Below are 22061 nucleotides of genomic sequence, written 5' to 3' on the forward strand. Positions count from 1 at the left end.
ATGAATTATGATGTTTGATTAGCTCATAAAATACTAATTTGTGTTATCTCTAACACTTGTTTTGAACCAACAATTTAATGTTGCGTTCGGAATTAACGTTGACATATTGCAATTCAGTTTTCAATGTTCATTTCTTCAATCACAAGAATTAATTTTACTCGCTTTAGCTTTCAAAGTCAAGCGTTTTTTAAAATTCTTTTTTAGTGTGTTTTGTATTTCTATTTGTTGTTTGTCGATTTGTTTCGTCCGACAAGTAAATACTATACACGCTTACTGGCCTTTTAACAACGGTAAAATTTACACTTCTATATCTAGTTACTGCGACTTCTTCACTATAAATCATACTTTATAAGTATATCAGTTTACAAAATACGTGTTTAAGGCGATTTTTAACCCTAATTATTCTGGACAATAGATTTTTTAACTCCAAAACCATACTTTAAAATTTTTTCATTCTTTTAACTTTATTTACAAAAAAAGCTCCCTATAATTAGGAAGCTTAATCACAACATATATACCTTGTTACTTTACGCTACATTTCGGTTCTACCCATAATCGCTTTGGATAACGTCACTTCATCTGCATACTCTAAATCTCCACCAACAGAAAGCCCTTGTGCTAATCTGGTTACTGTAATTCCAATAGGCTTCACTAATCTAGAAATATACATCGCCGTTGACTCTCCTTCTAAGTTGGGATTCATCGCAAGTATCAATTCTTTTATGCCTTCATCTTTTAATCTACTAATTAGACTTGGGATATTGATATCTTCTGGTCCAATACCATCCATGGGAGATATAGAACCATGTAGAACATGATACAGTCCTTTGTATTCACGCATTTTTTCCATTGCGATTACATCTTTATCATCTTCAACGACACAAATAATAGATCTATCTCTTTGTTTATCTTGGCATATATAGCACGGATCTTGCTCCGTGATATGACCACATTCGCTACAATAGGTAAGTTCACGTTTAACATCTACTAAGGCCTTAGCAAATTGTACAACATCGTCTTCTTTCATATCTAATACATGAAACGCCAGACGTTGGGCTGTCTTCGGCCCAATGCCTGGCAGTTTCATGAAACTGTCGATAAGTTTTGAGATTGGTTCTGGATAATGCATAAAATCACATTCCAGGAATGTTTAAGCCTTGCGTATGCTTACCTAAACGTTCTTGTGTAAGTTCGTCAGCTTTATTCATCGCTTCATTAGTAGCTGCAATCACTAAGTCTTGTAACATTTCGATGTCGTCAGGGTCTACCGCTTCTTCTTTAATTTCTACATCTAACACTTCTTTATGTCCTGAAACAGTTACAGTGACCATACCGCCACCAGCCGTACCTTGTACTTTTTCTTCTTTAAGTTTTTCTTGCTCTTCGCCCATTTTCTTTTGCATTTTTTGCATTTGTTTCATCATTTGTTGCATATTTCCGCCACCGCGCATAATATATATCCTCCTTAAAACTTCTCATTCAATTAATTATTGATGCTTCTTTGGTTTCATTATACATGCCTTTTTATTCATTGTCATGTATCACTCATCATCTATTACATTAACAGTACTCTCGCCAAATAAGTCTTTAGCCTTTTGAACCATGTCCACTTCTGCAGGGGACTCATCATTAACTGTTGCATCATTGCTCGCTTCATCTGATGATGTGTTTTTTCTGTTTTGAAGGTATTCTGACCTTACACGCATCCACTGATCTGCAGGCACACCGACAACCTTTACAGTTTTATTTATAATATTACAGACTACATTTTCAATGTTTTCTCTTTTTTCATCGTCTTTATTAACAATCTCGCAATGTATTTCCTCTTCTAATTTAATCAATACATGTGTTTCACTGGCAGCTACAGGCTCAGAATTCTGCAATAAGCTTACTAATGATTTCATATCATTACTTTTAGCATGGTCTACAACTTCTTGCCAATGGTCCTTCAATTGTTTGATATCATCTTTATTGGCTTTATCTAAAACTTTGGCAATTTGTTGCATAGAAAAGGCATTCTTCGATTGTCCACCTTTATTCGATGGCCGTTTGGTTTGTTGCGTCACCGGTGTTGCTGTAGTTACACCGTTGGCCTTAAGGGATTTGAGTTCACTCTCCAATTGTTCCATTCTTTGTAACAAGACGTCATTATTCGGTTCCGCTGCAACTCCAGTTGTAGCTACCGTTTGAACACTTTCCGGCTTCTCTTTGATCATTTCAGCCAATTTCACTAATAACACTTCAAAATGCACACTTTGATTCACACTAAATCTAATTGAAACGAGTGTATCATTAATAATATCTATCATTTTATATAGAACATCTAGTTCAAAATGCATCAATGCATCGAATTCCGATTCTATATTTGAAGTTTTGTTCATAATCGTATCTCTAACAAAATAAATCATGTCATTAATCAGTCGATTCACTTCTTTACCTTGTGAAATAAACTGATGATATGTTGAAAATGCACTTTTCACGTTGCCTTCAACAACTTCTTCAAACAATTTATTCAATGCTTTTGCATCTACACTCCCAGTGACATTCAAAGCATCTTCTAATGTTAAATGATCATCACCAAAAGCAATTGCTTGGTCCATGATACTTAACGCGTCACGCATACCACCTTCAGATGCTTTCGCAATAAATGTTAGCGCAGCAGTATCATATTCAATTTCTTGAGAATCAGCCACAAATTTCAATCTTTCAACGATTTCATCTTGGCTAATCGCCTTAAAATCAAACCTTTGCGCTCTTGAAATAATTGTAGGAGGTATTTTATGCGGTTCTGTTGTTGCTAAGATAAATATTGCGTGTGCCGGAGGTTCTTCTAATGTTTTTAATAAAGCATTAAAAGCCCCTGTCGTTAGCATATGTACCTCATCTATAATATAGACCTTAAATTTTGATTCGCTAGGTGCGTATTTTACTTTATCTCTAATATTTCTAATTTCATCAACACCATTATTACTAGCGGCATCAATTTCAATGACATCAGAATTCGTCCCTCGTGTAATACCTTTACATATCGCACATTCATTACATGGCTCCCCATCTGAACGTTCGAGGCAATTAATCGCCTTCGCAAATACTTTTGCAATACTTGTCTTACCTGTACCTCTAGGACCACTAAATATATATGCGTGAGATTGTTTTTCTTTAGAAATTGCATTACGTAACGTTTTTGTTACATGTTCTTGACCCACAACATCTTCAAAGCTCTGAGGTCGGAACATTCTATATAAAGCTTGATAATTCACCTTCGCACCTCCCATTGCATTCAGTGACCATTATATCACTGTACTTTCCTTTTTGAATATCAATTAAAAGCATCCGAATAAATCACTTTGCCGTGTGGTTGCTCAAGGAGTTGATCCCATAAGAATTTAACCATAAAATATTTAGATGGCACATCAAACGGGCAGTCAATATTATAATCCTCGGCTTCTTCATAGCCGAATTTCCCATAATATTTCGGATCACCTAAAACAATAATCGTTGTATAGTCTTGAGCTTTTGCCCGTTCTTCTACAGCTTGTATTAAGGCTTTACCTAATCCCTTATTTCTATAGTTCGGCAATACTGATAATGGCGCCAATGCTAGAGCCGTATATTCATCTGTATCATTCACAATTTTAATTTCTGTTAGCATAATATGCCCAACAACATCTCCATCATCATTTTTAGCGACAACTTCTAACTCATAATTATATTCTGGAGCTTTTCTTAACTTTACAACTAACTCTTGCTCGTCATGATTGGATTCTTTCACTTCAGCAAACGCTGTTTCTATAGCTTCCAAACTTTTGTCGTAATCATTTTCAGTCAAAGTACTTAGATATATTTGCATAGCTACGCCCCCCTTAATGTTATAGGTAAAGAATTTTTAAGTTCAGTTATCTATTCGTAAAAATAATACATCAACTATCAATATTCCATCTAAGTGTTGACTATAGTTTAATACAAAAAAAGAGTGACTGCTATCAAAAGATAAGTCACTCTTCATATATGGTCGTTCATTAATTATAAAATAAAAACCGTGCACCTTCGCATCGAATGCGTATCACAAACGTTACCAAAGTCGACAGCTAAATCTCGGCGACCCTACGGCACATATGATAATCCACTTAATGCTGCTTCCGTCAGGACCTGACATGGTTCATGGGTTCATATTGCATAGGACCGAAATCTTCAAACACTACGTGCTTTGGGCAGACTTCACAAAAACGCACCCTCAGCAAAGGAGTTAAGTCTCGCATAAAGCGGATTTCGAGTACAGGGAACCGCTACCTCCCCACCTAGCACGGCAAGATATATCATACTATAATCTCACTTTAGAATGCAAGCATAACATTCTACTTCACCAATTACGTGTTTATGTCCATTCACATGATAGTCAATATTCATAGCAGCGTATTATAATTTATGTCGTCTAGAAAAATCATTGAATTTAAATTCTGTAGCTAAATGTTTCGAAATATTGTATTGAAACTTTGTTGTATCTTTTAAATGTACGATACCACGCACAGTTGCAGTATAAGGTGGTACGATATCTCCAAAAATTTCATATTCTCGATCACTGAACGCTTCAAACGTGATAGATTTATTAGAATAACTAATCTCCATGTCCAACTCGTCTTCAATGTACTGATACAAGGACTGAGTGGCAATTTCCATCGTAACATTTGGAATGATATCTTCTATTAAGTAATCTTCATCTATAATTTTCACTCTATCATTAATTTTTCTTGTGCGAACAATATGGCATAGTTGCGTTTGTGCTTTTAGATCCAAGGCTACTTTTACATGTGGTACATCACTCGCATTCAAGCGTTCCAACACTTTCACTTCCGTCTCATGTTGTAATCCTAATCCTTGTTGCACTTCTCTAAAGCTTGTTAAATCTGCAAAAGGAAATTCTGTTAGACCTTGATAAATCACAATTGAACCTTTTCCTCTAATTTTCTGAATCATGCCATCTCTAACTAACAAATTCAACGCTTTACGTACTGTTTCCCGCGAAGCATTATATGATTCCACCAACTCATATTCCGAGGGCAATTGCGCACCATACGATATTCGCGATTCAATGATGTCTGTTCGTAATGCTTCATATATCGTAATAAACTTTTTTTGTGTCATGTGCGCTCACTGCCTTTTATAAATTATTGTGCCACTACGATACTTCCAAAACCATCTATAACACCATTCACAACTTCACCATTTTGAATGATGACTTCACCGTCTACATCTAAACTTTCTGGTATTACTACACCTTCTTTCGAAAAGTTTGCGATGACCAACCAAGTTTCTCCATTATGATGACGTTTATAAATAAATAATTCTTTGTGATCCATAAACAGAGGCTCGATGCTACCATACGTAACAATGTCATGTTCATGACGTAATTGAATTAAATGTCTATATGTTTGTAGTATAGATTGTTCATCTTCCATGGCTGCTTCAACATTTATTTTATCAAAATTATTAGGGATATCAATCCACGGTTCACCCGAAGTAAAGCCAGCATTCTCACCAGATGTCCACTGAACAGGCGTTCTGGAATTATCACGAGATTTTTGTCCAAGAATAGTCAAAATTTCTTGCTCATCATATCCTGATGATTTCAATTTGTCATATGCATTTAACGACTCAACATCACGATATTGACTAATATCATCAAACCCTGGATCTGTCATACCAATTTCTTCACCTTGATAAATATATGGTGTACCTTGCAACATGTGCAACACTGTTGCTAGCATCTTAGCACTTTGTTTACGTAGTGGTTCCGTCGTATCATCACCAAAACGTGTAACGACTCGTGGTTGATCATGGTTGCACCAAAATATTGCATTCCATCCACCACCTTCATAAATACCAAGTTGCCATTCCATTAAAATATCTTTTAATTTATGAAAATCTAATTTAGCATTTGACCACTTTTCACCGTCTACATAGTCGACTTTGAGATGATGGAAATTAAAGACACTACTCAATTCTTGACGTTCAGGTGCCGTATATTTGATACAGTGCTCTATTGTAGTTGATGACATTTCGCCAACGGTCATTAAGTCCTTATCACCGAATGTATGCTGATTCATTTCATGCAAATAATCATGCACGCGTGGCCCATCCGTGTAAAATTCCTTTCCAATCTTCTCAGAATTTTTAAATTCACCTTTTGAAATAAGGTTGATAACATCAAAACGGAAACCGTCTATACCAAAATCAATCCAATGATTAATCACATCATATAATACGCGTCTGACTTCTGGATTATCCCAGTTTAAATCCGCTTGTGTCACATCGAATAAATGCAAATAATATTCATCCGTCTTTTCATCATACTTCCAAGCATTACCTCCAAATTTCGATTCCCAATTCGTAGGCGGTTCTGAATCTGCAGATCGTCTAAAGAAATAATAATCTCGATACAGACTATTTTTATCTGCATATGCTTGTTTAAACCATTCGTGTTCTGTTGATGTATGGTTGATGACGATATCCATCATAATTTTCAAATTTCTTTTATGTGCTTCAGCCACTAATGTTTTTAAATCTTCAATCGTTCCAAATTGCGGATTCACTTTAAAATAATTACTAATATCATAACCATTATCATTCATCGGCGACTCATACACTGGCGTTAACCAAATATAGTCCACACCGAGATATTGCAAGTAGGCTAATTTTTCTATAATACCTTGCAAGTCACCTTCACCATTCCCTGTCGTATCATTAAATGATTTAGGATAAATTTGATAAACAACAGACTTTCTCCAATCATTTTGTTGCATATTGAATGACCACCTTTATTTTTACTATTATTAAAAACCCGCTAAGTAATATTAGCGAGTTCAATTGTATTACTATTCTTTAACCATTTCTTTAGCTTTTTCTTTACTAAATCTTGAAAGGAATACAGTTAAAATTGCAGGTACTATAGCTGCTATAGCTGTTACAACTAAATATATGCCCCAATACTCACTTTTTATCGAAATAAATGCTGGAAGACCACCGACACCTACGCTACCTAATACACCAGTAGCACCAAGTACGGCACCTAAGACACACGAAGTTGATATCGCCGCTATAAATGGGTATTTTAATGGTAAATTCACCCCGAATAATGCTGGTTCTGTAACACCTAAGAAACCAGATATACTTGAAGTTACTGCTAAACCTTGTTCTTTACCCATTTTACGTTGTCTGTATACGAACCAAGCACCTAATGCCGCGGAGCCTTGGCAAATATTAGAGATTGCAAGAATCGGCCATAAATATGTATAACCTAAACTACTACCCATTAGTTGGAAGTCGACGGCTAAGAACATGTGATGTAAACCTGTAATAACTAATGGTGCGTAGAACAAACCATAAATAGCGCCACCTAACCAGCCAGCATGTTCAAAGACAAATGTGATGCCATTGGTAATACCAGTTCCAAGCCATAACGCGACTGGACCAATAACGATAAATGCTAAGAAACCAGTGACTAATAATGCGACTGGACCAACAACCAACATTTTAATCGAATCGTGCACATATTTATTTAAGAATTTCTCAATCTGAGCTAATACATAGGAAGCAAGTAAAATCGGCAATACTTGTCCTTGGTAATTCAATTGTTTGATTTCTAGACCAAAGATATCCCACGTTGGTATATTACCTTTGGCTATATCATATTGCGATACAAGTTGCGGGTTCATTAAAATCAACCCTAAGACCAAACCGAGTATTTGACTCCCACCAAACACACGCATACTACTCCAACCTATCAATGCTGGCAAGAAGATAAACGCCGTACTCGCAATAACATTAATGATATTCGAAATATCTCCTAATTGTGGAAACTGTTCAACAAGTGGCTTCGCACCAAACAAATCCTTCATTGTAAGTACATTATTAATACCCATTAGTAAACCTGCAGTTACAATTGCAGGTAAAATCGGTATAAAAATATCTCCCAATAATTTAATTAATCTTTGTATCGGATTACCTTTTTTCGCTGCCGCTGCTTTCGCATCATCTTTAGACACTTCACTTACGCCCGTCTCTTGAATGAATTGTTTGTATACTTCATCTACCGTGCCAGGCCCAATAACAATTTGATACTGATTATCTGCCTTAAACTGCCCCTTAACTAAATCGTTATTGCTCAATCTGTCTTTGTCTACTTTATCATCATCTTTCAAGACAAGTCTTAGACGTGTCACACAGTGCGTTGCTGCGTCCAAGTTGTCTTTGCCCCCAATTGCGTCGACGATATCTTGCACATCTTTCTTTTTAACAGCCATGATGAACCACTCCTTTATTATTAAACTTTAAATATTAAAGAAAGTATAACTTGTCTATACAAGTTTTGTAAAGGTTTTCATAAACATCTTTATTTCCTTAATTCTTTCATAAAAAATAAATTTATTAGTTTTTCAAAATGGTTACTTCTCTGTTCCTAGTAATGTATTGAAGGCGCTCATGTTTCAAAAACACATAAAAAAAGCAAGCACTCAACTTGTCGTTGAATACTTGCTATATCTATATCATTAGTCTTGGTATTTTAAATATAATGGCGGAGGAAGAGGGATTCGAACCCCCGCGAGCCGTTAAGCCCCTGTCGGTTTTCAAGACCGATCCCTTCAGCCGGACTTGGGTATTCCTCCAAACACAATAATTATCATATTATAGCCCATTATAAAAGTCAATCAAAACTACAATTTTACACAAATGTTTTTTCAGAAATATATTCATCTACTGCATTCGCCACTGCACGTCCTTCTTGAATAGCCCAAACAACAAGACTTTGACCTCTTCTTGCATCCCCCGCAGCAAAAATATGTGGTTGATTTGTTCTGAAGTCTTTATTATCCGCTACAATTTTATTGCGCTCAGTTTGAATATTAAATGCATGCGGTACCGTTGTTTCCGTACCAATAAACCCAATGGACAGTAGTACTAAATCTGCTGGCCAGTGACGTTCAGTACCGTCAACGACAACCATACCTTCATCTGTCTCTTCTAATATTTGAGTGTATACGCCTTTCACATTACCTACACGATCAACGTCATAACGCATCGTTTGCACACCATATGCACGTGGCTCGAAACCAAATTTAGATTCATACTCTTTATGTGCATAATCCATCTTGAATACAGGCATAGCTAGTGGCCAATACGTATTTTCATCAAACTCAATCGCTTCAGGTTGTTTGGTATATTTATTAAATTGAACGATAGATTTACAGTTTTCACGTAAAGCAGTTGCCACACAATCTGCACCTGTGTCTCCTGCACCAATAACGACAACATTTTTTCCTTCTGCAGAAATCGAAGGCACTTTAATCTCACCATTTAAATATTGTGTCTGTTCAGTTAAATAATCCATTGCAAAATGTATCCCGAATCCCATGCGACCTTCCAAAGGTAAATCACGCGCATTTTGAGAACCAGTACATAAAATGATGGCATCATATGCTTCATTCAGTGCTTCTCTACTAATATCTACGCCAACTTCAGTATCAGTTTCAAAACGAATACCAGATTGTTGCATAATATCAATTCTGCGACGAATGACATCCTTGTCTAATTTCATGTTAGGTATGCCATACATTAGCAAGCCGCCCGCTTCATGTGCACGTTCATATACAGTCACATTATAACCCAACTTATTCAATTCATCCGCTGCCGTTAACCCTGCAGGACCACTACCAACAATCGCCACAGATTCATCCCGTCTATGTTTCGGAATCGTCGGTTGAACCCAGCCATTTTCATACGCTTCATCGATAATTGTTCGTTCGATACCTTTGATAGCCACGGATTCACGATTAATCTTCATCACACATGATTGCTCACATGGCGCTGGGCATACACGACCTGTAAATTCTGGAAAATTATTCGTTTTACTTAAACGTTCATACGCCGTTTTAAAATCTTGTCTATATACTAAGTCATTCCACTCAGGTATATAGTTGCCTATTGGACAACCAATTGTTTCTTTACCAAAGGGTTCTCCAGTTTGGCAGAAAGGCGTACCACAATCCATACAACGTGCACCTTGTTGCGCCGCCTCATCTTTTGTAAACCTTTGTTGAAACGCATCATGATGCTTCAAACGCTCAACCAAAGACAATTCATGTAATTGTTGTTTGTCATAATTCATAAATCCTTTAAATTCACCCATGACAATCCCCCCTTTATGATTAATATACGGCAGTTCGTTGTTGCTCGGGCGCCAATACTTCACGTTTGTCATTAAATGCATTCAATAATGCTTCGTCTAAGACATCCGTTTGATGTTTTTGTAAATCTATTTTCTGCATCATTAATTTATAGTCTTTTGGAATTACTTTTACAACTTTTTTAGCTACATTTTCAAAATCTTCAAGAATTTTTTTCGCTTTGAAACTATCAGTATATCGAACATGCGCTTCTAGCATATCTTTCAACACATCACGTTCTGCGTCTACTGTTATTTCGTCAAAATCAAGACTCGCTAATTTATTTTCCTGTTTAAATTGCGCTACATCTGATGGGAAAATGTAACTCACACCGCCACTCATACCTTGTCCGAAGTTTTTACCAACATCTCCAAGGACGACGACTCTACCACCAGTCATATATTCAAGCCCATGATCACCAATACCTTCAACAACAGCATGAACACCACTATTTCGAATACAGAAACGTTCACCTGCTTTACCATTGATATAAGCCTTACCATGAGAGGCACCATAGAAACACACATTACCCACAATAATCTCGTCTTCGCGTTGGGTATTCGGTGCATTGACGATGACTTTACCACCTGACAATCCTTTTCCTACATAATCATTAGCATCTCCAGTATGATGAATCGTTAACCCACTTGGTGTGTACGCTGATAAACTTTGACCGGCATGGCCAGTTGTTTCTGCAAAAATTGTATCCTCAGGCAGTCCTGCTGAACCGTGTGCACGTGTAATCATACTTCCGGTAATAACGCCGACATCACGCTGTTCATTTTTCAATTGGTATTTACCTTTAAATGATAGGCCTTGAGCAATTGCTGTTTGTGCTTCTGGATATAATTCTGTTAAATCAAACCCTTGTTCTAGATGATGATTTTGTTCAATTTTCTTAAATCTATCACCTTCATGTTGGTACAATAATGCTTCAACATTCATTGCCGCTGCTTTAGGGCGACGACTCGCTAAATTACTTTTACGACTTAACAAGTCCGTGCGACCTACCAACTCATCTACGGATTTCAAACCGAGTTCAGCTAATATTTCTCTTAATTCCTCAGCAACAAAATGCATAAAATTCACAACATGCGCTGCTCTACCTTTAAATAAAGCACGTAAATCTTGATTCTGTGTCGCAATACCTACTGGACACGTATCTTTATGACATACACGCATCATAATACATCCCATAACAACTAAAGGCGCTGTTGCAAAACCAAATTCTTCTGCACCTAGGGCACACGCATACGCGACATCTTTACCAGTGAGCAATTTACCATCTGTTTCTACTTTCACACGTGATCTCAAATCATTCATCATTAATGTCTGATGCGTTTCAGCTAGACCAATTTCCCATGGTACACCAGCATGTTGAATACTTGTCTTTGGTGACGCACCCGTTCCACCGTCATAGCCACTGATGACAATTTTATCTGCATATGCTTTAGCAACACCTGCTGCTATAGTACCCACACCTGTTTTCGACACGAGTTTAACCGTAATATTGGCATCTTTATTGGCATTTTTTAAATCATGGATTAATTGCGCTAAATCTTAAATAGAATAAATATCATGGTGCGGCGGTGGTGATATTAAGCCAATTCCTGGTGTTGAACCCCTTACTTCAGCAATCCATGGATACACCTTTGTACCCGGTAATTGTCCTCCTTCCCCCGGTTTAGCGCCTTGCGCAACTTTAATTTGTATTTCTTTAGCATGCTGTAAATAATCACTCGTTACACCAAAACGACCAGATGCTACTTGTTTGATTGCACTCGAGCGATTATGGCCCGCTTCATCTACTATAAAGCGTTGTGGATTTTCTCCACCTTCACCACTATTACTTTTACCACCTATTTGATTCATTGCTTCCGCTAATGTTTGATGCGCTTCTTCCGAAATAGAACCATAACTCATTGCTCCAGTATTAAAACGTTGGACAATTTCACTTGCTGGTTCAACCTCATTAATATCAATCGGTGTTTGTTTCTTAAATTCCATCAAATGACGAATATGATCTGTACGTTTATGATTAACTTCATGCGAAAATGCTTTGAATTTCTCATAATCATTTAAACGACATGCATGTTGCAATAAATGTATGGAAGTCGGATTGAAAGCATGATATTGCCCTTGTTGACGCCATTGAAATGTACTGCCAGACTCAATATATTCACTCTTAGGTGTTTGTCTAGCTTTATTCTCTTGATCAATCATTTCTATAGAAATACCAGATAACTTTGTCTGTGTGCCAGTGAAATATTTATCAATGACCGCATCTGATAATCCTACCGCTTCAAAAATTTGTGCCCCTTGATAACTTTGAACGGTAGAAATACCCATCTTAGCCATAACTTTAATGACCCCTTCAGACAATGTGTCAGTATAGGTTTGAACATTTTCAGAAATATCCCCAACTAGACGCTGTTGATTGACCAATTGTTCAATCGTGCGTTGTGCTAAATAAGGCACAACGGCATTGGCGCCATATCCTAATAGACAAGCTACATGATGCACTTCTCTCGTTTCGCCCGATAATGCCACGATACTTGTCTTCATGCGCAACCCTTCTCGAATCAATAACTGATGAATATGACTGACTGCCAGTAACATTGGCATAGCATAACCTGAACGTTCAACCAAACCACGATCATCTAACACAAGCACTTCTTTGTTATTTTTTACAGCTTGAATTGCTTTATCCCCAATTTGTTCTAGCGCCGTTTCTAAATCCCCATTGTAAATAGTAGCTATATGTGCTACATCCAAATGACTTTGTTCAATTGCTGTTAATTGTGCTTCCGTTAAGACAGGACGCTGCAATTGGATTCTCTTCAATACCGTTTCATTAGGCTGCAATAAATTTCCTTCGCCACCTAAATAGGATAATTCGCTTGTCACAATTTTTTCACGGTATGCATCAATAGGTGGATTCGTAACTTGCGCAAATAACTGTTTGAAATAATTGAATAATGTTTCATCTTTTTCATTAAGTACGGCAATTGGTACATCATACCCCATCGCACCAATAGGATCTTTCTTGTTCTCGACTAACTCAGTTAAGTACTTATCCATTTCTTCTTTTGTATAGACAAACTGTTTCTGTAACCGTGTTAATGTAGCATTATCCCAATTAGATGGCTGATACTTGATGTGTTCTAAATCTAAATTCACTTTAAACTGACTTAACCAACTTTCATATGGCAGTTCATTTGCAATACGCGCTTTCAATTCATTATTTTCGATTACTTTATGTTCATTAAAATCTACGAGTAATAGTTTTCCTGGATTTAATTGACCTTTAAAAGCAACCTGTGATTCCGGGACATCAACCACACCGACTTCAGATGAAAATACAATATAATTATCTTTCGTAATCGTGTAACGTCCAGGCCTCAAACCATTTCTATCTGTCAAGGCACCAATCTTATCTCCATTACAAAACGAAATCATCGTCGGACCATCCCACGGCTCCATCAGATAACTATAATATTCATAGAATGCACGGATATTGGTATCATTCGCTTTATTGTAAAGCCATGGTTCTGGAATCATTAACATAGCTGCACGTTCAGGCTCCATTGCCAATGACAAGAATTCCAAAGCGTTGTCTACAATAGCCGAGTCACTTCCATCTTCATCCACAATCTCTTTGACTTTATCTTTATCGTCTCCAAAAATCGTTTCGATGAGTTGATTTTGACGGGCACGCATCCAATTGACATTACCTTTAATTGTATTAATCTCACCATTGTGCATTAATAATCTGTTCGGGTGCGCACGTTTCCAACTTGGGAACGTATTAGTACTAAAACGAGAATGTACAAGACCTAATTTTGAAACATAGTCCGCATGATTTAAATCTTGATATAAAGCTTTAATTTGATCAGAGCGCAGCCACCCTTTGTAGACAACCGTTCTATGAGATAAACTCGTAAAATATAAATCTAATTGCTGTTTTTGAGCATAATATTCAATTTGTTTACGTGCTAAAAACAACGTACGTTCAATGAGTGAAACATCATTTAATGCAACGAATACTTGTTGGATATAAGGCATTGTTTCAGCTACATGTGCTGCAATCGCATGTGTATCTACCGGCACATCTCTGTAACCAAGCACTGTTAACCCTTCTACTTCAAAATAATTATTGAATTGCGCCTCGTGTTTAGATCCTGCAATTTTTTCATTTGTAAAAAACATCCCTACCGCATACTGGCCTTCTTCCGGCAATTCAAAATCCACATGTTGCGCAAAATAACTGTAAGGTACTTCTGTCATGATCCCAGCACCATCACCTGTAACACCATCTGCGCCAATACCGCCACGATGATCTAATCTGCGTAACATTTCTAAGGATTTTTCTACGATGTCATGCGTTCTTTTATTGTCCATATTGGCATAAAACCCTATACCACAAGCATCATGTTCTTCACGGCTATCATATAAGCCTATTTTTTTACCATATTCGAGCATGTGTTTCACCTCTTTTACGAAAATTCTGAATATTAAATGAGTAAGTAAACTATATAGTAGTAAATTAATCTGTTCAATATATAAATTAGATGATATCATTCTAATTATTAGAACAATTGTAAAATGAGGGGATTTTTAATGGAAATCAAACAACTAAAATATTTTGTTGAGGTCGCGAAACGAGAGCATTTATCCGAAGCAGCGCTCGAATTAGATATTGCACAATCCGCAATAAGCAGACAAATTACGCAATTAGAAAAAGAATTGCACACCATATTGTTTAGGCGCGAAGGTCGTAATATATACTTAACTGATGATGGCAAACAACTATTTTCAGAAGCCACTAAAATCATTGATCAACTCGACAAGACCGTCCGTTTATTTCACAACCAATCTGAATCGAACCATTTCACCTTGCGTATTGGGTACGTTGAAAGTTATGTTTCTCAAGTGCTCACTTCACTCATTCAAGCCTTTGAAAATGAGAGTCGCTCTATCATCGAACCGATGCTTATGGAAGAAGATGAAATTCTAAACGCACTGATGACTGACCAGATAGATATCGGTCTTACCGAACTTACTCAAAATATCAAACAAAGTAAGGACATTTATGTTAAAGCGTTATTTGAAGAAAACTTCCATATATATGTTCCTAAAGATGATCCTATTACCATGGCAACCAATCCACCTCTAAAACAATTTTCCAATAAATACCTTTATGAACTTTATTCATTGCCGGTAAATATAAAACAATTATTAACTCAATTCATCAAGACGCCTATACACACAATTACCCATCCACATCTTGCACAATATTTATTGAACAAAGAACGTGGTTATATCATTACACCTTCTTATCATCTTTTAGAAAGAAGACCACAAACATGGACAGCTATCTCATTAGAACACACAGAGTTGAAACGTACAATTTGCAGTATCGTTAGGCAGGATAATCAGAAAAATGACATACAACTTTTGCAATCTATGATTGAACAATTATTGAGTAGGAATGCCACATATCATTAAAGAGATGTATTTGAATTTTTATAAATCTTTGAATTCATTTTCTAAGGGGCGTATAATCGCATTGTCTATAAAGAGAGAGGATTGAATGCGTTTGAAATCAACTAAATCATCATTAAACAAGCCCTTCAATTGGATTATTTTTATTTTTTGCATCGTATTCGTAGGTTTGTTTATGTTTACCTTTATGAATGCAAAATTTTATAACACACCAATTGGGCAAATCACACAAATCGACAATAAATCCACGTCTCAAATCACGGATGAACATCACAATAAGGATGTTAAACATAAAGAACGTCTACACATTAAAATATTAAATGGAAAGTTTGAAGGCAAAACTGCCAAAATCGATCACGAATATACAGCATCCCAGGCAGATAGTGAGTCATTTTCAAAAAACAATAAAGTGTTACTGCATATCGACAACAATTTAAACGGTGCCTACATTACCGAAAAGAAGCGTGATAGCCTCGTCGTTGCAATCACAGGTCTTTTTTTATTAACCGTCCTACTTGTCGGCAAAAAGATTGGGCTACAATCCATACTGTCGCTAGTAATAAATACCGCAGTCGTACTTTTAGCTATTTTTATTCATAATCAATCACCTAGTATCAGTCTATTTGGTTTAATGAGTATTGGTATTGTTATTTCGACAGCACTGACTTTGGTCCTTGTCACTGGTTGGCGCTGGCGCACACTCATTACTATTGTAAGTACATTACTTGGCACTTTTATTTGTGTGGGCATAACACAACTCGTCATACAATTTACAGGTGGTGCAGGCCTAAAATTTGAAACAATGAGCTTTTTAACATTACCACCTAAAGAAGTATTTCTCGCATCCGTAATGATCGGGTCGCTAGGTGCAGTTATGGACGTTGCCATTACAATTGCCAGTGGCATGGCAGAAATCTTACGTAGAACGCCTGATATTAGCATGACGCGCTGGGCATTGGCCGGTCGTAATATAGGACAAGATATTATGGGTACTATGACCAACATTCTGTTATTCTCCTATTTGTCAGGCAGTTTACCAATGTTATTGATTTATCTTAAAAATGCTAATACGATTACTTACACTGTTTCGATGAATTGGTCCTTAGAAATTTCCCGGGCAATTACTGGTGGTATCGGCATTGTACTAACAATACCAATTACGATCATGCTCATGCAATTATGGTTTAAATTGAGAGGTGCAACACAATGAGTGCAATTACAATCTTAGGCATCATTTTATTTATACTAATGTTGGTTTTTGGTGGTAAAAAAGGCTTAATTTCATATTTAACTTTATTTTTAAACTTCATTATTTTATTTATTGCAATTATACTCATAATATTTGGTGTCCCTATCTATCTAGTGACTTTGGTCTTCTGTATCGTTATAGCAGCATGTAATTTATTTGTGTTAAACAGCTATAATACCAAAACCAAAGCCGCATTTTATGCAACTATTTTAACAACAATTATATTAATTGCAGCTATATACTTTTCAGTTTCAATTGGCCATTTACAAGGATTTACAACCGAGCAACAAGATGAAACGTACATTTTCTCCATGAATATCGGTGTAGACATGATCAAATTCATGGTATTTACAATTGTATTAGCTGTCATTGCTGCTGTTATTGATTTAGCAATAACAATCAGTTCACCTATGTATGAGTTAAGCGAAGCCAATCCCAAGTTAAGCCAGCGCGAACTATTCCACTCTGGTATGCGCGTAGGTCGTGAAATATTAGCAACTTCTGCCAACACCATCTATCTCGCATATTTTGGAGGACAATTAACGTTATTCTTTTGGTTCTTCAAACTCAATTATTCCTTCGGGCACATCATCAATTCGAAAATTTTCGCTCAGGAATTTATCTCTATTTTATTAGGCGGTATTGCAGTGGCCATTAGTATTCCCATTACAGCATGGTTAACTGCGCTTTTAATCAAAAAACAGAAACCTACACAAAGCATGTCAAATGTTCATAATTAATTAAAAAGAACGCTTATGAGGTCAATTGACACACTTCGTTATACAAGCAAGGCATTCCTAACCCCTGTTTATATAACGAAGCAAACATCAGCTGCCACATAAGCGTTTTATACTTTTTTCATACTTAGCGCTTATTTAATTTATTCAATTCTCCACTAAAATAAGCACGTTCTCCATGCACAACAAAATCTAATCCCTGTGCATCTTCTACTTCATCAATTTCTAATTTACTAAATATACCAATTACTTTAGCAATAACAAACGTCATTAGAGCACTAAAAACAATTGTGATTACTACCGCTATCAATTGATTTATAACAGGTTGAAGGCCGCCACCAAATAACAAGCCATCAGCAATGTCTTTATTCACATAATGAGACTGAAAAACCCCCGTTAACAGAGCTCCAACAATACCTCCAACACCATGGATTCCAAATGCATCTAAAGCGTCATTGTACTGTAATTTTACTTTAATATAATTAATTGCAACATAACAACAAACACCGCCAATAAATGCAATTACTATTGCACTTGTATATCCAACAAATCCTGCTGCCGGTGTGATCGCAACTAATCCTGCAAGTACACCAGATAACATACCAATAATGCTTGTCGTTTTTTTCATAAAATATTCAATAATCAACCAACCGAATGCACCTGCACAAGATGCTAACACGGTATTCACAAATGATACCATCGCTATCTCATTAAATGTGAGTGCACTTCCTACATTAAAACCGTACCATCCTACCCAAACTAATATGCCACCAATCAACGTAATAATGAGATTGTGTGGTGGTCGTTTATCCAAATTTTTACCGGCACCAATCATAACGGCTAAGACTAATCCAGAAATACCCGAAGTGATATGTACAACTGTACCACCAGCATAATCAATGGCACCAAGCATATCAATCCAGCCACCACCCCAGACCCAATGCGCTACTGGGCTGTAGACACAAACAACCCACAGAAAAACAAAAACTAAATACGGAATAAACTTCATTTTTTCTGCTATCGAACCAGAGAGGATAGAAACAGCAATCGTACAAAACATGAGTTGAAATAACATAAACAATGCAAAAGGGATATGTTCTGCTATACCTGATTGCGTTTCAAATCCCACATGCGACAAACCAACATAGCTAAAATCTCCAAAAATCACATTACCAGTCCCAAAACTGAAACTAAACCCTAATAAAACCCAAGCAAAAGTTACAATAACAATCGCAGACATACTCTGCATCACAGTATTCAAAACATTTTTAGACTGTACTAAACCACCATAAAACAAACTTAGCCCCGGCGTCATCAACCAAACTAATAGCGTACAAAGAAATAAAAATAACGTATCATTCATATCCATACAATCACTCCTTGTATGGGAGCATAGCGTCGATTGTTATGGATTGCAAAAATGCGTCATGTAAAATAACACTTTGCGTTAGATTTCCTGACGCATTGATTGTTTAAATTCAAATTTTATGACTTAGTATATACACTGGCCGATCTTCTAATGTCGTATGCCCAATGTTTTCATAATCACATTGTTGGTAGAGTTGATGCGCTCTCTTGTTATCCGTATTAACCGTTAGTACAATTTCATTAATATTCGTGAAATGTTGTTTAACATAGTCAGGTAACGCTTGAATGACTTGTTTGCCCAAACCCTTACCTCTACTATCAGCATCAATACTAAATGACCTAAAAAATATAGCATTCTTATTATTGGAAAAAGGCGATACACCGCCCCCTTCATGCAACGTAAAAAAGCCCACACAACGCTTATTACCATCAAATACAAGTGTTGGATGACGTTCAGGATCCTGTTCAGCCAACAAAATATTTTCGACGGGTGTCTTTGTAAATTTCCGATCCGCTTCAGTTATTTTTATACGCTCAATTGCTTCTTTTAATTGAGCATAATAAGGCATCAATTGAATTGTTGTATTATTTTTCAAATATGATCGACTGGCTATCCATGTTAGAACTGCTGGTGCAATCTTGTGTTCCTCTTTTTTATCAATCCACTGGATATCTGTAATCTCCTGATTCGCTTCTATACGACTCCAATCAACCTCTGCCGTTGTATAATAACAATTCAATTCTGTTTGCATGTTTTTTTGCGGATATGCATCACCTATGACTGTATCTATATATACCAAACTACTTTCTGGTATATCCAACTGCAACTCTTCTCTAACCTCCCTACACAACGCTGCGGTATAACTTTCACCGTCATCTATCTTGCCACCTGGAAAATAATATTTCTCTCTATTTCTCGCTTGAACAAGCAATAACGCATCCTGTCGTTCCACTACGAGACATACGCATTTAATCATAAGTTCCCCCCAATTCTTTGTACGTACTTCAATTCTTTCTGCAAACTATTTTTGTATGTATAACGCTTATGTTATCATAACTTATTGTTCACACATACTAGTAATAACACTCATCCATAAAGACCACTCAGAGGTAACATGACAAATGTTATACTTATAACACGACAATACTTTTTATAAAAATGGAGGATAGACATATGGCTAAAAAAACAAAAATAAACCGCTTATCGAATACGATTAACTTTGTAGGAATCGCAGTTGAAGGCTTTAATTGGTATGCATATCAATCTAAAAATAAAAAACTTATATATGCTAGTATTGCAATTACAAGTGTCGGCGCAGTACTCGACTTTTACACTGCGTTAAAATCACCGCGTAAATTTGCAAAAGTGTTTTCAACTTTCACGTTAGCAAGTACGCTTTTCTCAACTGTTAAACGTTTAAAGTCCATTCGTAATGAAGCTGAAAATAGAAGGTAGCACATGCTTTGAGCATATTAATGCTATCTAAATGAATATGAATTCATACAAAAAAGACTTGCATGACGGTAATTTACTTCAAACCATATTGCAAGTCTCTTTATATTTTACTTATTAATGAATATATTTATATGAACGTGCTTCTGATGCAGAAATCGTTCTGTATGTTACGATGCCTGGCGAAGCGCTATAGTTCATTTCAGAAACTGTTATCGTTCCATTTGAATTTACAGATTCAACATATGCAACGTGGCCATAGTATCCTAGGTCAGATTGTAAAATAGAACCAACTGTAGGATTGTGATCAATTGTATAACCATCAGCAGCTGCACCTGTATCCCAACTGTTGGCATTCCACCAATAAGTGCTGATACCTTTACCAATTTGAGCGCGTTTATTAAATACATGCCATGTACATTGACCCCAATCATATAAATTAGAATGATTGAAAATCGGTGTTCTGTAACCAGTATTCGTAGATGTTCCTGCTGAACCTGAACCACCTGTTGTTGCTTTACCAGATACTTTTAACTTTTGACCTGGATAAATATTAAAATTCGTTAAACCATTTAAACTCATGATTTTTTGATAAGTCGTACCATATTTTGCAGCAATGGCAGATAAGGAATCTCCACTTTTAACTGTATATGTTGTTGTACTACCACTTGTGCTTGAAGAAGTATTTGTACTTGTTGAAGAAGCAGTACCAGAAACTTTTAATTTTTGACCTGGATAAATGTTAAAGTTCGACAGACCATTTAAACTCATGATCTTTTGATATGTTGTCCCATATTTTGCAGCGATACCTGATAATGTATCACCAGATTTAACTGTATATGTTGAACCTGTAGATGTACTCGTCGATGTATTCGAACTTGATGTAGTTGTTGAACCCGAAACCTTTAATGATTGATTCGGGAAAATGACGTTTGACGTTAGGTTATTAAGTGACTTTAACTTAGCCACTGAGATATTAAATTTATTAGCTATTGACCATAGTGAATCTCCACTTTTAACTTTATAAGTAGTTGCAGCATCTGCATTCACTGTAGAAATTGCCGCTAAAGCGCTTGTCCCAATTACAGTTGCAATAATTTTTTTACGCAATTTATGTAAACCTCCCATATTTATATCTATTTTACGTACTTCCTCTATATTCACCATTTCATTATACAACTAATAATTCCACTTGAGTATATTATTTATATGACATTATTATTACAAACGAGAATAATTCGCTCAACTTTGTATTTAATTACATGAAAGTTAAATTTTCCCAAATTAATATACGCTATTAATAAGCTTTACCATCGTATGCCTAGTGTATTGTTAACAACAACGGATTCAATTTTCAAATAACTTTTTGTATAATTCATCCACTAAAATTCTGTAATATAACTTTGAATACATGCATTACAAAACATATTTACATTTAATTCATACTCACTTAATTACATATCTTTGAAAAGGGTAAGCATATACATATAGATTTTTATAAAATGACATATATTGTTGCTAAAAAATGT

The 22061-nt window shown here is 36.1% G+C and carries 15 protein-coding genes, 1 tRNA gene, 1 other RNA gene and 1 pseudogene; 4 read left to right on the forward strand and 14 right to left on the reverse strand.

The window, feature by feature from the left end; genetic code table 11:
* Positions 1-532: 532 nt before the first annotated feature.
* From recR to gltB, 11 genes and pseudogenes are all read right to left on the reverse strand, one after another.
* Positions 533-1129, reverse strand: a complete 597-nt coding sequence (gene recR / locus BJS11_RS09600; RefSeq protein ID WP_069995674.1) for a recombination mediator RecR — start codon at positions 1127-1129, stop codon at positions 533-535.
* Positions 1130-1133: 4 nt separating this feature from the next.
* Positions 1134-1451, reverse strand: coding sequence for a YbaB/EbfC family nucleoid-associated protein (locus tag BJS11_RS09605; protein WP_002484224.1), 318 nt, complete (start codon positions 1449-1451; stop codon positions 1134-1136).
* A gap of 90 nt (positions 1452-1541) precedes the next feature.
* Complete coding sequence (gene dnaX / locus BJS11_RS09610; protein ID WP_069995675.1) at positions 1542-3260, reverse strand: DNA polymerase III subunit gamma/tau; 1719 nt, start codon at positions 3258-3260, stop codon at positions 1542-1544.
* 59 nt (positions 3261-3319) lie between these two features.
* Positions 3320-3850 (reverse strand): GNAT family N-acetyltransferase, encoded by a 531-nt coding sequence (locus BJS11_RS09615; RefSeq protein WP_069995676.1) that lies wholly within the window; start codon positions 3848-3850, stop codon positions 3320-3322.
* Positions 3851-4037: 187 nt separating this feature from the next.
* An RNA gene (gene ffs / locus BJS11_RS09620) (signal recognition particle sRNA large type) lies at positions 4038-4307 on the reverse strand.
* A gap of 109 nt (positions 4308-4416) precedes the next feature.
* Entirely contained in the window at positions 4417-5142 is a 726-nt protein-coding gene (gene treR, locus BJS11_RS09625; protein WP_069995677.1) for a trehalose operon repressor, read from the reverse strand.
* A gap of 23 nt (positions 5143-5165) precedes the next feature.
* Complete coding sequence (gene treC / locus BJS11_RS09630) at positions 5166-6800, reverse strand: alpha,alpha-phosphotrehalase (RefSeq protein ID WP_069995678.1); 1635 nt, start codon at positions 6798-6800, stop codon at positions 5166-5168.
* 72 nt (positions 6801-6872) lie between these two features.
* Positions 6873-8300 (reverse strand): PTS system trehalose-specific EIIBC component, encoded by a 1428-nt coding sequence (gene treP, locus BJS11_RS09635; protein WP_069995679.1) that lies wholly within the window; start codon positions 8298-8300, stop codon positions 6873-6875.
* Between the two features lie 270 nt (positions 8301-8570).
* Positions 8571-8663, reverse strand: a tRNA-Ser gene (locus BJS11_RS09640).
* A gap of 56 nt (positions 8664-8719) precedes the next feature.
* Complete coding sequence (locus BJS11_RS09645; protein ID WP_069995680.1) at positions 8720-10183, reverse strand: glutamate synthase subunit beta; 1464 nt, start codon at positions 10181-10183, stop codon at positions 8720-8722.
* A gap of 19 nt (positions 10184-10202) precedes the next feature.
* Positions 10203-14702, reverse strand: a pseudogene (gltB, locus tag BJS11_RS09650) (glutamate synthase large subunit).
* Positions 14703-14840: 138 nt separating this feature from the next.
* Between gltB and gltC the strand changes: the two are divergent.
* The 3 genes from gltC (at position 14841) to BJS11_RS09665 (ending at position 17714) form a co-directional block, all read left to right on the forward strand.
* Positions 14841-15728, forward strand: coding sequence for a glutamate biosynthesis transcriptional regulator GltC (gene gltC / locus BJS11_RS09655; RefSeq protein WP_069995681.1), 888 nt, complete (start codon positions 14841-14843; stop codon positions 15726-15728).
* Positions 15729-15813: 85 nt separating this feature from the next.
* Positions 15814-16935, forward strand: coding sequence for a YibE/F family protein (locus tag BJS11_RS09660; protein WP_069995682.1), 1122 nt, complete (start codon positions 15814-15816; stop codon positions 16933-16935).
* A complete protein-coding gene (locus tag BJS11_RS09665; RefSeq protein ID WP_069995683.1) occupies positions 16932-17714 on the forward strand; it encodes a YibE/F family protein in 783 nt (260 codons plus the stop codon). The genes BJS11_RS09660 and BJS11_RS09665 overlap by 4 nt, the downstream gene beginning before the upstream one ends.
* Positions 17715-17838: 124 nt before the next feature.
* Here the strand turns inward: BJS11_RS09665 and BJS11_RS09670 are convergent, their stop codons facing one another.
* Together BJS11_RS09670 and BJS11_RS14185 are read right to left on the reverse strand one after the other, a co-directional pair.
* Positions 17839-19080, reverse strand: coding sequence for an ammonium transporter (locus tag BJS11_RS09670; protein WP_069995684.1), 1242 nt, complete (start codon positions 19078-19080; stop codon positions 17839-17841).
* Positions 19081-19189: 109 nt separating this feature from the next.
* Positions 19190-20056 carry a GNAT family N-acetyltransferase gene (locus BJS11_RS14185; protein ID WP_081333103.1) on the reverse strand — a complete coding sequence of 289 codons (867 nt, stop codon included), beginning with the start codon at positions 20054-20056 and terminating at the stop codon, positions 19190-19192.
* A 197-nt stretch (positions 20057-20253) separates the two neighbouring features.
* On the opposite strand from BJS11_RS14185, the gene BJS11_RS09680 reads away from it, so the two are divergent.
* Positions 20254-20535: a hypothetical protein gene (locus BJS11_RS09680; protein ID WP_069995685.1), complete on the forward strand. Its 282-nt coding sequence runs from the start codon at positions 20254-20256 to the stop codon at positions 20533-20535.
* Between the two features lie 114 nt (positions 20536-20649).
* Here BJS11_RS09680 and BJS11_RS09685 read toward each other — a convergent pair whose 3' ends face one another.
* Entirely contained in the window at positions 20650-21642 is a 993-nt protein-coding gene (locus BJS11_RS09685; RefSeq protein WP_069995755.1) for a LysM peptidoglycan-binding domain-containing protein, read from the reverse strand.
* Between the last annotated feature and the right edge of the window lie 419 nt (positions 21643-22061).

The organism is Staphylococcus caeli (assembly GCF_900097965.1).
Lineage (GTDB): Bacteria > Bacillota > Bacilli > Staphylococcales > Staphylococcaceae > Staphylococcus > Staphylococcus caeli.